The sequence below is a fragment of the Enterovirga rhinocerotis genome (assembly GCF_004363955.1).
GTDB lineage: Bacteria > Pseudomonadota > Alphaproteobacteria > Rhizobiales > Beijerinckiaceae > Enterovirga > Enterovirga rhinocerotis.
The window spans coordinates 1,987,345-2,001,791 of the sequence record NZ_SNZR01000011.1 but is presented as its reverse complement, the minus strand read 5'-3'; the positions used below and the strand labels follow the sequence as shown (position 1 = coordinate 2,001,791).

Genomic DNA, 14,447 nt, shown 5'->3' with positions numbered 1-14,447 from the left:
ACGGCACCAAGCCGGCGGGGGGATGCGCGGGTGGTCATCAGAGGTCTTGCCGTCGCCGCGATGGCGGCGGGCGTGGTCGCCTGTTCTCCGAGCGGAGGGGGCACATCCCGGGCGAACGTCACCGTGAAGGAGGTGATGGCGCCGGGCGGCGCGGGAGCGCTCGCAACCATCGACGAGGCCCGCACGCTCGCCTCGGGCCACTCGTTCCTGCGGCCGTCCACGGGCGGCGGATACGAGGTGCTCTATTTCGCTCCGGGCGGGAAGGTGTCCCTGCTGCGGTCGCAGCAATCGCAGATCGTGCACGGGCAATGGGCGGCGGAAGCGACGCCCGTGAGTTCCTCGGCGACGCCGGTCCCGTCGATCTGCATCAGCCTCGATGCCGCCCAGGCCGGATATAGCCGCCGTTGCATCGATCCCCGGCTGCTGAAGGCGCCGAACACGGAGCGCGCGAGGGGCGACGTCCTCGGCATCGCCTCCTGGCAGAGCGTCCCGGCCTCGCTTCCACGGGAGCAGGCGAGCCTGGCGGATCTGCGCCGGCGCGTGAAAGGCTGAGCGTCCGATGATCGTCCTGAAGGCCCGATGGGCCGTCACAGCGGCCGGCATGGTCGCGCTTGCGACCTCGGCTTGCACCAGCCCGTCTCCGCCCGGCTTTCGAGCGCCGGGCGCGGCGATCCCTCGCATCGCGCTCGACAGGATCCCGGACTGGTCCGTCGCCGAGGCGCGCGCTCATCTTGCGGACCGCACGCGCGTGAGCACGAGTGGGGGGCATGGGATGCAGGTGGCCTACACCTCGCGCGATGGGCGAAGCTATCTCTGGTATCCCGGCAACCCGATGATCCTCGCGGGACGCTGGAAGGTCGAGGCGCGCAGCGTGACGATCCAACGGCCGGAGGGCTCCCGCACCGTCTCGCAGCCCCGCATCTGCTTCCAGTACGGGGCCGAGACCCACAACCCTGTGACGGGGCATCGGGGCGGGGGCTGGGAGTGCACATCCTACGCCAATCTGCTTTTTGCGGGCGGGCAGGCGCGGCCGGGCGACGTGTTCGGCCTCGCCCGGCGCAAGGCCGTGCCTTTCGTCACCGGCAAGCAGGACCGCTACTCGCTCGACGAATTGCTCCGGAAGGTGCGTGGCGGGGCGCGATGACCTGCGCGAACGCGGTGGATGGCGGTTCGAGGGGACCTTTTCCTGGTTAATGGATTTGTTCCAGGATGCAGCCGTGTTGTGATCGCCTCCAGCAGGCGCGTTGCCGCGGTCGAGCGGAACGAAGTGATGGGTTCAGGGGCGCGCGATGACGTTGAAGGTGGTGGTTGCGGTATCGGTTCTGGTCCTCGGCGCGGCGGCATGCTCGCCCTCCGGCGGCCCGTCCGGCCGCATTGCGACGAGTGAGCCGCCTCCGGCCGCGGTGCCGGCCGGCATGAGCGTCGAGGAGATCCGGACCACGGCGTCCGGTCATTCCTTCCTTCGGCCGGCCGCAGGCGACAGCTACGAGGTCCTGTATTTCGAGCCGGGCGGCCGGGCCTCGCTGCTGCGCGCCGACCAGTTCCAGATCATGCATGGCCGCTGGTCTGCCGAGATGGCGACGGTCGGCTCCGCGACGACGCCCACGGCCGCCCTCTGCCTGACCTTCAGGTCTCCGGATGGCGCCGATAGCCGCCGCTGCATCGATCCGAGCCTTTTGACGGCGGCGACGACCGAGCGCTCGCGCGGCGACGTTCTCGGGATCGGGCGCTGGACGAGCGTGCCCGAAACCCTCCCGCGTGAGCGGGCGAGCCTTGTCGAACTGCGAGATCGGATCCGCGGCTGAACGGAGGCCCCGAAGCGGGCCGGCCTGCATTGCCGGTTGATCGGAGCTGAGAACAAAGTTAGAACAAACTAGCGGTGGACGCGTCCCGTGCGAACGCCTTGGGACTTGCTCTCGCAGGCCCGCGGCAGGATGGTGCGCGTTCTGATGTCAGTCCCGGAGTGGAGTTTCACATGGCCGGCAGCGTGAACAAGGTCATCCTCGTCGGCAATCTGGGCCGCGATCCCGAGACGCGGCGCCTCGGCTCCGGCGATCCGGTGGTGAGCCTGCGCATCGCGACCTCGGAATCCTGGAAGGATCGCGGCACCGGGGAACGGAAGGAGAAAACGGAGTGGCACTCCGTCGTCATCTTCAACGAGAACCTGTGCCGCATCGCCGAGCAATATCTGCGCAAGGGCTCGAAGGTCTATGTCGAGGGCCAGTTGCAGACCCGCAAATGGCAGGACCAGTCCGGGCAGGACAAGTACACGACCGAGATCGTCCTCTCGCGCTTCCGCGGCGACCTGACGCTGCTCGACGGACGCGGCGAGCGGTCCGGCGGCGGCGATTACGGCGACGACATGGAAGGCGGACAGGTCAGCCGGGGCGGCGAGTTCGGCCGTTCGGGCCCGATGGAGCGTCGCCCGGCCATGGCGAGCGGCGGCGGGGGCGGCGGGGGCGGCGCCGCGAGCGGCGGCGGCCGTGGCGGCTATTCGAAGGACCTCGACGACGACATCCCGTTCTAGGCTTCGGCGGCAAGGCTGCGGGCCGTGACCGAGGACCAGATCGTCGCCGGCCTCTCGCGCTGGGTCGAGACGGAATCCCCGAGCTCCGACGCTGCCGGCGTCGATGCGATGATGGACCTCGTCGTCGCCGAGGCGTCGGCGGTGCCTGCGATCGGCATCGAGCGGGTTCCGGGCCGCGACGGGCTCGGCGGCAGCGTCGTCCTTCGGACCGGCCCCGCGAACGAGGCCGGCTCGATCCTCGTCCTGTCGCATCTCGACACGGTGCATCCCCTGGGCACGCTCGCCGGCGACCTGCCGCTGCGAAGGGTGGGCGACCGGCTCTACGGGCCGGGCATCTTCGACATGAAGGGCGGGGCCTATCTCGCCTTCCAGGCTTTCCTGTCCGCCGCCCGGACGGGCTCGGGTTCGCACCCGCTCGTCATGCTGTTTACGCCGGACGAGGAGATCGGCTCCCCGACGACGCGCTCGCTGATCGAGGATCTCGGCCGCGAGGCCGCCTATGCGCTCGTGACCGAGCCGGCGCGCGATGGCGGCCGCTGCGTCACCGCCCGCAAGGGCGTCGGCCGGTTCGACGTCGAGGTCGAGGGCCGGCCCTCGCATTCCGGCACCCGCCACGAGGACGGCCGTAGCGCGATCCGCGAGGCTGCGCTTCAGATCACCGCCGTCGAGGGCATGACCGATTACGAGCGGGGCGTGACGACCAGCGTCGGACTCGTCTCCGGCGGCACGGCGGCGAACGTCGTCCCGCAATTCTGCCGCTTCAGCGTCGATCTGCGGGTCGAGACGCCGGAGGAGGGCGTGGCCCTGACGCGTGCCATCCTCGGCCTTGCGCCGATCGGGCCGGATGTCGCCGTGCGAGTCTCGGGCGGCATGAACCGGCCGCCTTACGAGCGCAGCCGCGCCATCGCCGACCTCTTCGGTCAGGCGCGGGCGCTCGCTGCGTCCGTCGGGATCGACCTCGCGGAGGCGCCCCGCACGGGCGGCGGCTCGGACGGCAATTTCACGGCTGCGCTCGGCGTGCCGACGCTCGACGGGATCGGCGTCGAGGGCGACGGCGCCCATACGCTCGAGGAATATGCGCTCGTTTCTTGCTTCGTCCCCCGCCTGCGCCTGATGAAGGCGTTGCTCACGGGTCTGGCATGACCATCGCAGGCTCGGGCCTCAGAACTTGTTTCTTGGTCCTTCTCATGGGCGGCTGTGCCGGGCCAACAATTGCTGATCGACGCCTCCAGGCGGAAATCGAGCTGACGTATCCTATCGGAGGGGATTTTGAAGCTCTTAAGAGAAGGCTTGTCCAGGAAGGATATACGGGAGGCGACGTAGGATATCGCGAGCGCTTTGGATTCAACAATCTCAGTGGTTTTCTTAAGTGCGGAAATATCGTTCAAGGAAAGTCCTCATCAGGTAAGATAGCTTCTATTGAGGTGATGTCGGGATGTTTCAGGGCGCTTAGTCCTTGATTTTTGTAATCGTCGTGAAACAGGAGACCCCATGCTCGTCGTGCATTCGCCTGCCTCGCTCCTTCACGATCCGAGCGGCTATTTCCGCCGGGGCCAGACCGTCGAGCATCCCGAACAGGCGCGGCGCTACAGCATCCTGCGGGATGCGGTGGCGGAGGCCGGGCATCGGCTCGGCGAGCCGCGCGATCACGGCCTCGCCCCCATCACGGCCGTGCACGATGCCGGCTATCTCGACCTTCTCTCGACCGTCTGGTCGCGCCGGGCCGAATTGCCGGGGATCGGCGAGGAGATCCTGACGGGCCATTTCGCACGGCCGCAGATGGCCCGCCGCCCGGAGGGGCTGCTCGGGCAGCTCGGCTATCACATGGCGGATACCTCGACCCCGGTCCGGGCCCGCACCTGGGAGGCGATCTATTCGAGCGCGCAGGTCGCGCTCGAAGGCGCCGCCTGCCTGCTCGAGCGGCGTGGCGTCTATGCCCTGTGCCGGCCGCCCGGCCATCATGCCTATGCGGATTCGGCCGGCGGCTTCTGCTTCCTGAACAACACCGCGATCGCGGCGCAATCGCTGCGCTCGGCCATGGGCGGGCGCGTCGCGATCCTCGACATCGACGTCCATCACGGCAACGGGACGCAGGGCATCTTCTGGTCCCGTCCGGACGTGCTGACGGTCTCGATCCACGCCGACCCGTCGAACTATTTCCCGTTCTACGCCGGCTATGCCGACGAGACCGGGGGCGGGGAGGGGCGGGGCTTCAACCGGAACCTCGTCCTGCCGGAGGGCTCGGGCGATGCGCCCTGGCTCGGCGCGATCCGTGATGCGATGGGCCAGATCGACGGTTACGGGCCGGCCGCCCTCGTCGTGGCGCTCGGCTTCGACGCCTCCGAACACGACCCGATCGGCGCCTTCCGCGTGACGACCGACGGGTTCAGCCGCGCGGCCGAGATCGTCGCGGGCTTCCGCGGACCCGTCCTCCTCGTCCAGGAGGGCGGCTATCTCTGCGAGGCGCTGCCGAAGAACCTCGTCGCCTTCCTCGCCGCTTTCGAGGGCGCCCGACGCTAGAGCATGCTGCGGGACATCGGAATCCCGTTTCCCGAAAACAGCATGCTCCAGCTAGAACATAGAGCGCGCGCAGCCTAAACGATCTTGCCGGGGTTCATCATGCCGGTCGGATCGAAGGCGGCGCGCAGGCGCTGCATCAGCTCGATATCGAGCGGCGGCTTGTACTTCTTCAGCCGCCCGACATGCATGAGGCCGATCCCGTGCTCGGCCGAGATGCTGCCGTTCAGCTTGACGGCCTCCTCGTGCACGATGGCGTTCACGATCGCCGCGCCCGCCTCGCATTCCTCGGGGGTGCGATAGGTCGCGCGCGAGAGGATCGCGATCACGTGCAGGTTGCCGTCGCCCATATGGCCCGCATGGCAGATGGTGGCGTCGCGGACCTCGCGCTTCAGCGCCTCGGTCACGCGCTCGACATAGGCCGGGAGCTGCGAGATCGGCACCGAGGTGTCGTTCGAGATCGTGAAGCCTTCCTGCTTGTTGGATTCCGAGATGTTGTGGCGGAGTGCCCAGATGCGCTCGGCCTTGGCGATGTCGGTCGCGACGACGGCATCGCCGATCAGCTCCTGTTCGAGGGCGGCCTCGAGCGCGGCCGCGAAGGCCTCCTCCGGGTTCCAGTCGGCGGCATTGTCCGCGATCTCGACGAGCGCGTAGAAGGGCTCCGCCAGCGGCATCGGGCTCCTGAGCGCGGGCATGTGCCGCTCGACGATCTCGAGCTGCGATTTCGAGACGAGCTCGAAGGCCTCGATGCGGTTGCCGATCCGGTTCTGCATCAGCTCCAGCAGGGAGACGGCCTTCTCGACCGAGCCGAGCGAGACCATCGCGGTCGCCGAGACGAGCGGCTTCGGGAAGAGCTTCAGCACGGCTGCCGTGACGATGCCGAGCGTGCCCTCCGCGCCGATGAAGAGCTGCTTCAGGTCGTAGCCGGAATTGTCCTTGCGGAGCCCGCGTAGGCCATTCCAGATGCGCCCGTCCGGAAGCACGACCTCGAGGCCGAGCACGAGGTCGCGCATGTTGCCGTAGCGAAGCACGCCCGTTCCGCCGGCATTGGTCGAGACGAGGCCGCCGACCTCGCAGCTCCCGACGCTGCCGAGCAGCATCGGAAAGAGCCGGTCGTGCCGGTCGGCATGCTCGCGGAGGTTCGCGAGGATGCAGCCGGCCTCGACCGTGACCGAGTTGTTGGCGATGTCGGTCTCGCGGATGCGGTCCATGCGCGAGACGTTGATCAGGACGGCCCGGCCATCCTTGCTCGGGATCGCGCCGCCGACGAGGCCGGTATTGCCGCCCTGGGGAACGACGGGAAGACCCCGCTCGGCGCAGAGCCGCAGCATCGCGGCGACCTCGTCTGGGGTGCCGGGAAACACGACCGCGAGCGCCTCGCCGGCATAGCGGCCGCGCCAGTCTTTCCGGAAGGGTTCGGTCTCGGCCGGATCGGTCCTGACGTATTTGGGGCCGATCAGGGCTGCGGCGGCTTCGGCGAAGTCGGAAGGTTCGGTCATGCTCTCGGCTCCGGGCCAGGCGGCCGTCAGGTTTGCTTGAGGCCCGCCGCCGCGATGACGGGCGCCCATTTCTCGAGTTCGCTCTTCACCTGCGCGGCGAGGCCGGCGGGGTCGGACCCCACCGGAACCGCGCTGAGATCGCTCAGCCGCTCGCGGATCGCAGGCTCCGCGATCACCGCCTGCAATTCCCGCGACAGGAACTCGACGATCGGCTGCGGCAGCTTCGCCGGCCCGAAGACCGCGTTCCACGTATAGGTCTCGTAATCCGGCACGCCCGATTCCGCGATGGTGGGCAGGTCGGGGAAGGAGCCGACGCGGGTGCGGGTGGTCACGGCGAGCGCGCGCACGCTGCCGTTCCGCACGAAGCCGGCAGCACCGGAGAGCACGTCGAACATGATCGGCACCTGCCCGCCGATGAGATCCGTCATGGCCGGGCCTCCGCCGCGATAGGGAACGTGCTCCATCTTCACGCCGGTCAGCACCTTGAACAGCTCGCCGGAGAGGTGAAGCGGCGTGCCGACGCCGGACGAGGCGTAGCTGTACTTGCCCGGCTCGGCCTTGAGCAGCGCGATCAGCTCCTGCACGCTCTTCACCGGCACCTTGGGGTTCACGAGAAGAACGTTCGGGACCGTGGCGAGCAGCGAGACCGGCGCGAAATCGGCGACGGGATCGTAGGGCCTCTCCTTGGCCATCAGCGGGTTCAGCGCGTGGGTCGCGACCGTCGCCATCAGGATGGTCGAGCCGTCGGGCTCGGCGCGCGCCACGCGTCCGGCGCCGATCGTGCCGCCGGCACCCCCCACATTTTCGACGACGACCGACAATCCCGTCTTCTCGGACAGGCGCCTGGCGACGATGCGGCTGAGGACGTCCGTCGAGCCCCCGGCAGCGAAGGGGACGACGAGCGTGACCGGGCGCGTGATCGGACCCGCCTGCGCCCGTGCATCGCGGCCGGCTGCGAGCGCGATGGCCGCTCCTGCAGCCGAAAGGCCGAATTGGCGCCGATCCAAGCCTGTTCCCACGATGCGTCCTCCCTCGGCCGTCGTTGCGGCCTTCTCCTCGGGGATCGCATTCGCAGACGAGGGAGGCAAGCGCCGGAGGGTGCTTGACGCGCTGCGCCGAGGCGGCGTTGAATTTGCCCGAGGCCTGAGGCCCAGGCTCCGCAGAGAGCTCCATCGAAGACAGAGGGAGACCGACGATGAAGATGAGTTCCGCAGCCCTGGCCCTGGCGGGGGCGCTCTGCCTCTCGGCGGCGGCCGCCCAGGCCCAGCAGGGCGAGACCCTCAAGAAGATCGCGGAGAAGGGAGAGGTCGTGGTCTCCTACCGCGATGCGGCGGTGCCGTTCTCCTATGTCGACGGCAATCAGCAGCCGGTCGGCTATGCCCACGACATCTGTCTTCAGGCGGTCGAGGAGATCAAGGCCGAGCTGAAGAAGCCGGATCTGAAGGTGAGGTTCCAGCTCGTCGCCGGCTCGGCCCGCATTCCGCTTCTGCTGAACGGCACCATCGACATGGAATGCGGCACGACCACCAACTCGGCCGAGCGCCAGAAGCAGGTCGCCTTCTCGCTGACCTATTTCGTCTCCGGCAACCGCATCCTCACCAAGACCTCCTCGCCGATCAAGGGGTTCGACGACCTCAAGGGCCGGACGGTGACGACCAATGCCGGCTCGACCGGCCTGAAGCAGCTCTCCGAACTGAACGCGGCCCAGTCCATGGGCATGCGGATCACGCCAGGCTCGGATCTCGGCGAGGCCTTCCTGCTGCTCGAGAACGACCGGGCGGAGGCCTTCTTCCTCGACGACGTGATCCTCGCCTCGCTCGCCGCGCGCTCGCGCAACCCTTCGGCGTACCATCTCGTCGGCGAGGCGATGTCGATCGAGCCCTACAGCGTCATGATCCGGAGGGACGATCCGGCCTTCAAGGCCGTCATCGATCGCCGGCTGCGCAAGATGATCGAGACCGGCGAGATGCAGGCTCTGTACAAGAAGTGGTTCGAGCAGCCGATCCCGCCGCAGACCATCACGCTGAACTACACGCCGAGCGACCTCACCAAGAAGGCCTGGGCGAAGCCGACGGATTCGGCCGATCCCGAGGCCTACAAGTAATCGCCGCCGGGCGAAGGGGGGCTCGGCTTCGCCGAGCCCCAGGATGAGATCCGAACCCGTTCGGGCCGGAACGGCTCAGTTCTTGGCCTTGTCGACCAGGGCCTTCTCCTTGATCCAGGGCATCATGCCGCGGAGCTGCTCGCCGACCTGCTCGATCGGATGGGCGTTGTGGCGGGCGCGGGTCGCCTTGAACGAGGTCTGGGAGACCTTGTTCTCCAGCATCCAGTCGCGCGTGAACTTGCCCGACTGGATGTCGGTCAGGACGCGCTTCATCTCGGCCTTGGTCTCGGAAGTGATGATGCGCGGGCCCGTGACGTACTCGCCGTACTCGGCCGTGTTCGAGATCGAGTAGTTCATGTTGGCGATGCCGCCCTCGTAGATGAGGTCGACGATCAGCTTCACCTCGTGCAGGCACTCGAAATAGGCCATCTCGGGGGCGTAGCCCGCCTCGACCAGCGTCTCGAAGCCGGCGCGGATCAGCTCGACGAGGCCGCCGCAGAGGACGACCTGCTCGCCGAAGAGGTCGGTCTCGCATTCCTCCTTGAAGGTCGTCTCGATGATGCCGGCGCGGCCGCCGCCATTGGCCGAGGCGTAGGACAGGCCGAGATCATGCGCGTTGCCGGTCGCATCCTGGTCGATGGCGATCAGGGTCGGCACGCCGCCGCCGCGCTGGTACTCGGAGCGCACGGTGTGGCCGGGGCCCTTCGGCGCGATCATCAGCACGTCGAGATCGGGGCGGGCCTCGATGAGGTTGAAGTGGACGTTGAGGCCGTGCGCGAAGGCGAGGGCGGCGCCCTGCTTCATGTTGGCGGCGAGGTCCTGGTTGTAGATGTCGGCCTGGAGCTCGTCGGGCGTCAGCATCATGACGAAATCGGCCCACTTGGCGCCCTCGGCCGGGGTGAAGACCTTGAAGCCGGCGGCTTCCGCCTTAGCGCGGGTCTTGGAGCCGTCCTTGAGCGCGATCGCGACATCCTTGACGCCGGAATCGCGCAGGTTCAGCGCATGGGCGTGGCCCTGGCTGCCGTAGCCGACGATCAGGACCTTCTTGCCCTTGATCAGATTGATGTCCGCATCACGATCGTAATAGACACGCATGACTTAAATCCTTCCCTGGGTTGACTGATTTCAAGCCTGAGGCTTGGGCTTCGCCGCGCCGTGAAGCGCGAGGAACTGGTCGATGGCACGCTCGGCGTCCTGCGCGATCTCCGCCGGGGGGAGGGGCAGCCGGTCGCCGAGGAGGAGCCGGATCTGGACGTCCCGGCCGACGAGCCCGAAGAAGGTGCGGAACGCCGTCTCCGCGTCGTCGAAATCGAGCAGGCCGGCCTCGCGGCCCTCTTCGAGGACCGGCTTCAGGCGCTCGCCGATCGCGAAACGACCATTGGCGAGGACGAGCCGGCCGAGATTGCTCCCGGACGAGGCGGCATGGGCGATGGCGAGGCGGTTCAGGGCGATCGAGGTCGGGCTCGAAATGGTCGTCAGCCAGGCCGCCGCGAAGCCGCGCAGGCTGTCGCGCAGGGCGGCGACGTCGAGATGCTGGCGATCGTAGCGGCGGGCGCGGACCTTCGAGGCCTGCCACTGAACGGTCGCCGCGAGCAGGCCGTCCCGGTCGCCGAACCACTTGTAGAGCGTCTCCTTCGAGCAGCTCGCCCGGCGCGCGACGGCGTCCATGGTGAGTTGGTCGCCGGATTCGACCATGAGCCCGAGCACGGCATCCAGCACCGCCTGCTGGCGGGGCGTGGGGGCCTCTCCCGTGCTGTCCGAGGTCGTGGTCATCGGGGCAAGAACGCGAACCGTACCGTACGTTACGGGTCGCTTTAGGCCTCTCGCCCCGAGCGCGCAAGCGGGAAAGACACTGGTCTTCGATATTGCTGAACTTAAGTCAGCGGACTAACTTGAGATCATGCGCAGCTACAACGTCCATCATGCGAAGACACACCTCTCTCGCCTGATCGAAGAGGCGGCGCGGGGCGATGCCTTCGTCATCGCCAAGGCCGGCAAGCCTATGGTGAAGGTCGTCGCGCTCGATGCGCCTTCCGATGCGGCGCAAATGAAGCGGTTCGGCTTCATGGCTGGCGAAATCGAAGTGCCGGACGATTTCGACACGATGGGCACCGACGAGATCGCGCAGCTTTTTGCGCAGGGTCGGTAGGTGCAGCTTCTGCTCGACACCCACATCCTGTTGTGGGCGGCGGAAGGGGCCGACCGGCTCCCGGCGGAGGCGCGCTCGCTCATGGCTGCGTCTGAAAATACTCTGGTCTTCAGTTCCGCCAGCCTGTGGGAGGTCGCCATCAAAAGCGCGCTGGGTCGGCCCGACTTCCGCCTCGACCCGGGGGTGCTTTTACGTCGCCTGATCGACAACGGTTATCGGGAGTTGCCGATCTCGGGCAGGCACGCGGTCTCGACCGCAGCTCTGCCGGCCTTCCACAAGGACCCGTTCGACCGGCTTCTTTTCGCCCAGGCCAAAACCGAGGGCATCGTGCTCCTCACGGCGGATGCGGCACTCGCCGAATACGGAAGCCCGGTCCGCCTTGTTTAGAACGACCGAGGGGGATTGCACGTGTTTCGATGGCTGTCTCTGGCTTTGGCTATTGCCTACGTTCTGACCGGCTTGCGTCTCTGCTATCCATCCGACGGCAGTTTTGGGGTCCGATATCTGGAGACTGTTGTGGTAGTGTTTCCCGGGATATTTCCGGTTGTGCCGATGATGTTTTCTGTGCTCGTCTGCAATCAAAATTCACTCAACGTTGCATTGGTAATAATGGCGATGATGTCGGCCGGATACTCGGCGATGATCGTTTATGCGCTGTCCTAGAACAGGCAGAGTAGGCCTGCCGGCGGCGTGTGGGCGGCGCGGTGAAGGCGACGAAGGCGCCAGCGCGATCCCCGCCACGTTTCGCTTGACAAGTATCGGGACTCGCCCCATTTGAGAACAAATGACGAACAGACGAAGCCTGTCCTGGTCCGGTGCCATGCGCGACGTGAGGGGCGAGAGAATGCCTCGTGCTGGGGTGCGCGAGGAGCGTTTGCGGTCGACGGCCGGCCTGCGGCTGGCCTCGCCGATGTCGTCCTGGCGCGGGGTGTCCGGCCGCCGCTACGTGGTCGGGGTCCATCCCTCGCTCGTGCCGGCTGTCGTCGACATGGCCGGCGCGGTCCTGATCGCGGTCCGTCGCGGCGGTGACGGGACGGCCAGCGTCGTCGACGTCACCGTCCCGGACCCGGCAGCGACGCGGCGCTCGCGCCTGCGCTGGCTCGCCCTGATGCGCACCCGGGGCGCGACGGAGCTGCACGTGCACCTCCTCGCCGAGGACGATGCGGAGCGGGATGCGGTCCGCCGCGATCTTTCGTCGATGGCGGAATAGCCGGTCGGAGCGCGCGTCGCCGCGCGTTGAAGCGGGCGGCGAACGACACGGAGAACGAGTGCCGACTACGCATATATGATGCGTTGCAGCATGAGCCCGATGCGGGCTAGGCTCGCGCCCGAAACAACCGGCCAGACCGGCTTGAGGAAGGGGACGAGCGGTGGCGAAGACCAGCAAGAAGAAGGCGGCCGGTCCCAAAGACCTCTACGATATCGGCGAGATCCCCCCGCTGGGCCACGTGCCCGAGCGGATGCATGCCTGGGCGATCCGGCGCGAGCGCCACGGGGCGCCCGAGCAGTCGATGCAGCTCGAAGTCGTGCCGACCTGGACGATCGGCGATGACGAGGTGCTGCTGCTCGTGATGGCGGCGGGCGTGAACTACAACGGCGTCTGGGCCGGGCTCGGCGAGCCGATCTCCCCCTTCGACGTCCACAAGGCGCCGTTCCACGTCGCAGGCTCCGACGCGTCCGGCATCGTGTGGGCCGTCGGCTCGAAGGTCAAACGCTGGAAGGTCGGCGACGAGGTCGTCGTGCATTGCAACCAGGACGACGGCGACGACGAGGAGTGCAACGGGGGCGATCCGATGTTCTCCCCCTCGCAGCGGATCTGGGGCTACGAGACGCCGGACGGCTCCTTCGGGCAATTCTGCCGGGTGCAGTCGCGCCAGCTGATGGAGCGGCCGAAGCACCTGACCTGGGAGGAGAGCGCCTGCTACACGCTCACCCTCGCGACCGCCTTCCGCATGCTCTACGGCCACCAGGGCCATCGCCTGCAGCCGGGGCAGAACGTCCTCGTCTGGGGCGCGTCCGGCGGCCTCGGCGTCTTCGGCATCCAGATCTGCGCCGCCTCGGGTGCGAACGCGATCGGCGTCATCTCCGACCCGACCAAGCGCGACTACGTGCTCGGCCTCGGCGCGAAGGGCGTCATCGACCGCAAGGACTTCAACTGCTGGGGCCAGCTCCCGACGGTGAACTCGCCCGAATATGCGGACTGGACCAAGGAGGCGCGCAAGTTCGGCAAGGCGATCTGGGACATCACCGGCAAGCAGGACGTCGACATCGTCTTCGAGCATCCGGGCGAGCAGACCTTTCCGGTCTCGACCCTCGTCGCCAAGCGTGGCGGCATGATCGTCTTCTGCGCCGGCACGACCGGCTTCAACATCACCTTCGACGCGCGCTATGTCTGGATGCGGCAGAAGCGCATCCAGGGCTCGCATTTCGCCCATCTGAAACAGGCCGTCGCCGCCAATCGCTTCGTGCTCGACCGGCGCATCGACCCCTGCATGAGCGAGGTGATGCCCTGGAACGAGATTCCGCTCGCCCACACCAAGATGTGGAAGAACCAGCATCTGCCGGGCAACATGGCCGTGCTCGTCAATTCGCCGAAGCCGGGCCTTCGCACGATGGAGGACGTGATCGAGGCCGGCACGCCCTGATGCGCCGACCGCTCGGAGCTTGGCCGCAACGCTCGGCGGCCTGAGGCGTTGGCCCTCCTGACGCCGCCTCTTCGGCGGCCGGACGGAGGACAGCATGAGCGACGGACACGAGATCCGCACGAGCCCGCTCCGCGATCCGCTCGCGAAGCATCCGCGCCCGCCCTTCGCGAGGCAGGAGCAGCCCTGGCCCGGCCTCGCCTCGAAGATGCAGCCGCGGCCGGACCATGGCGAGGCGAGCTATCGGGGCTCGGGCCGCCTCGAGGGCCGCAGGGCGCTCATCACGGGCGGTGATTCCGGCATCGGCCGGGCCGCGGCCATCGCCTTCGCCCGCGAGGGCGCCGATGTCGCGATCAACTACCTCGAGGAGGAGGAATCCGACGCCGCCGAGGTGATCGGCCTGATCCGCGAGGCCGGACGAAAGGGCGTCGCGCTGCCGGGCGACATCCGCGAGGAGGCCTTCTGCGAGAGGCTCGTCGAGGACGCGGTCTCCGCGCTCGGCGGGCTCGACATCCTCGTCAACAACGCGGCCTACCAGAAGCCGCAGACCGCGATCGACGAGATCACGAGCGAGCAGTTCGACCGGACCTTCAAGACGAACGTCTATGCTCCGTTCTGGATCACGAAGGCGGCCCTGCCGCATCTTGAGCCCGGCTCGGCCATCATCACCACGACCTCGATCAATGCCTATGATCCCGGCGAGAACCTGCTGGATTACGCGGCGACGAAGGCGGTCAACATGAACATGACCAAGAGCCTCGCCAAACAGCTCGCCTCGCGCGGCATCCGCGTGAACGGCGTCGCGCCGGGGCCGGTCTGGACGCCGCTCCAGCCCTCGGGCGGGCAGTTCCCCGAGGACCTGCCGGACTTCGGCGCCAACACGCCGATGGGCCGCCCGGGCCAGCCGGCGGAGCTCGCCAGCCTCTTCGTTCTCCTCGCCTCGGACGAGGCGACCTTCTCGACCGGCCAGATCTTCGGCGCGGTGGGCGGGCGCGGAGGACCCTGACGG

At 67.7% G+C, this 14,447-nt stretch carries 16 protein-coding genes; 12 read left to right on the top strand and 4 right to left on the bottom strand.

All coding sequences use genetic code 11. From position 1 onward, the window contains the following. The first annotated feature begins 30 nt into the window (after positions 1-30). From EV668_RS10210 to EV668_RS10185, 6 genes are all read left to right on the top strand, one after another. The gene (locus EV668_RS10210) at positions 31-552 is read left to right on the top strand and encodes a hypothetical protein (RefSeq protein WP_133769632.1); all 522 of its coding nucleotides are present in this window, start codon (positions 31-33) and stop codon (positions 550-552) included. Positions 553-559: 7 nt separating this feature from the next. Next, positions 560-1,144, top strand: a complete 585-nt coding sequence (locus tag EV668_RS10205) for a hypothetical protein (protein WP_133769631.1) — start codon at positions 560-562, stop codon at positions 1,142-1,144. 145 nt (positions 1,145-1,289) lie between these two features. Next, positions 1,290-1,805 carry a hypothetical protein gene (locus EV668_RS10200; RefSeq protein WP_133769630.1) on the top strand — a complete coding sequence of 172 codons (516 nt, stop codon included), beginning with the start codon at positions 1,290-1,292 and terminating at the stop codon, positions 1,803-1,805. Positions 1,806-1,975: 170 nt separating this feature from the next. Next, positions 1,976-2,527, top strand: a complete 552-nt coding sequence (ssb, locus tag EV668_RS10195) for a single-stranded DNA-binding protein (RefSeq protein WP_133769629.1) — start codon at positions 1,976-1,978, stop codon at positions 2,525-2,527. Between the two features lie 24 nt (positions 2,528-2,551). Further along, the gene (locus EV668_RS10190; RefSeq protein WP_245512987.1) at positions 2,552-3,670 is read left to right on the top strand and encodes a M20 family metallopeptidase; all 1,119 of its coding nucleotides are present in this window, start codon (positions 2,552-2,554) and stop codon (positions 3,668-3,670) included. A gap of 348 nt (positions 3,671-4,018) precedes the next feature. Then, positions 4,019-5,047 carry a histone deacetylase family protein gene (locus EV668_RS10185; RefSeq protein WP_133769628.1) on the top strand — a complete coding sequence of 343 codons (1,029 nt, stop codon included), beginning with the start codon at positions 4,019-4,021 and terminating at the stop codon, positions 5,045-5,047. A gap of 74 nt (positions 5,048-5,121) precedes the next feature. Here EV668_RS10185 and EV668_RS10180 read toward each other — a convergent pair whose 3' ends face one another. Next, a complete protein-coding gene (locus EV668_RS10180; RefSeq protein WP_133769627.1) occupies positions 5,122-6,543 on the bottom strand; it encodes an FAD-binding oxidoreductase in 1,422 nt (473 codons plus the stop codon). Positions 6,544-6,569: 26 nt separating this feature from the next. Further along, complete coding sequence (locus EV668_RS10175; protein ID WP_425359616.1) at positions 6,570-7,565, bottom strand: Bug family tripartite tricarboxylate transporter substrate binding protein; 996 nt, start codon at positions 7,563-7,565, stop codon at positions 6,570-6,572. A gap of 173 nt (positions 7,566-7,738) precedes the next feature. Here EV668_RS10175 and EV668_RS10170 point away from each other — a divergent pair, with 173 nt between their 5' ends. Beyond that, complete coding sequence (locus tag EV668_RS10170) at positions 7,739-8,647, top strand: amino acid ABC transporter substrate-binding protein (protein ID WP_133769626.1); 909 nt, start codon at positions 7,739-7,741, stop codon at positions 8,645-8,647. A 75-nt stretch (positions 8,648-8,722) separates the two neighbouring features. Here EV668_RS10170 and ilvC read toward each other — a convergent pair whose 3' ends face one another. Further along, positions 8,723-9,742 carry a ketol-acid reductoisomerase gene (ilvC, locus tag EV668_RS10165; RefSeq protein WP_133769625.1) on the bottom strand — a complete coding sequence of 340 codons (1,020 nt, stop codon included), beginning with the start codon at positions 9,740-9,742 and terminating at the stop codon, positions 8,723-8,725. 30 nt (positions 9,743-9,772) lie between these two features. Continuing rightward, positions 9,773-10,420, bottom strand: coding sequence for a TetR/AcrR family transcriptional regulator C-terminal domain-containing protein (locus EV668_RS10160; protein ID WP_133769624.1), 648 nt, complete (start codon positions 10,418-10,420; stop codon positions 9,773-9,775). Positions 10,421-10,547: 127 nt separating this feature from the next. Between EV668_RS10160 and EV668_RS10155 the strand changes: the two genes are divergently transcribed. From EV668_RS10155 to EV668_RS10135, 5 genes are all read left to right on the top strand, one after another. Beyond that, positions 10,548-10,796, top strand: coding sequence for a type II toxin-antitoxin system Phd/YefM family antitoxin (locus EV668_RS10155; protein WP_133769623.1), 249 nt, complete (start codon positions 10,548-10,550; stop codon positions 10,794-10,796). Continuing rightward, on the top strand, positions 10,797-11,183 hold the full coding sequence (locus EV668_RS10150) for a type II toxin-antitoxin system VapC family toxin (protein ID WP_133769622.1): 387 nt from the start codon (positions 10,797-10,799) through the stop codon (positions 11,181-11,183). 397 nt (positions 11,184-11,580) lie between these two features. Further along, a complete protein-coding gene (locus EV668_RS10145) occupies positions 11,581-12,006 on the top strand; it encodes a hypothetical protein (RefSeq protein ID WP_133769621.1) in 426 nt (141 codons plus the stop codon). 160 nt (positions 12,007-12,166) lie between these two features. Next, positions 12,167-13,441: a crotonyl-CoA carboxylase/reductase gene (gene ccrA, locus EV668_RS10140; RefSeq protein ID WP_245512985.1), complete on the top strand. Its 1,275-nt coding sequence runs from the start codon at positions 12,167-12,169 to the stop codon at positions 13,439-13,441. Positions 13,442-13,535: 94 nt separating this feature from the next. Continuing rightward, a complete protein-coding gene (locus EV668_RS10135; protein ID WP_133769620.1) occupies positions 13,536-14,444 on the top strand; it encodes an SDR family oxidoreductase in 909 nt (302 codons plus the stop codon). Positions 14,445-14,447 lie beyond the last annotated feature (3 nt).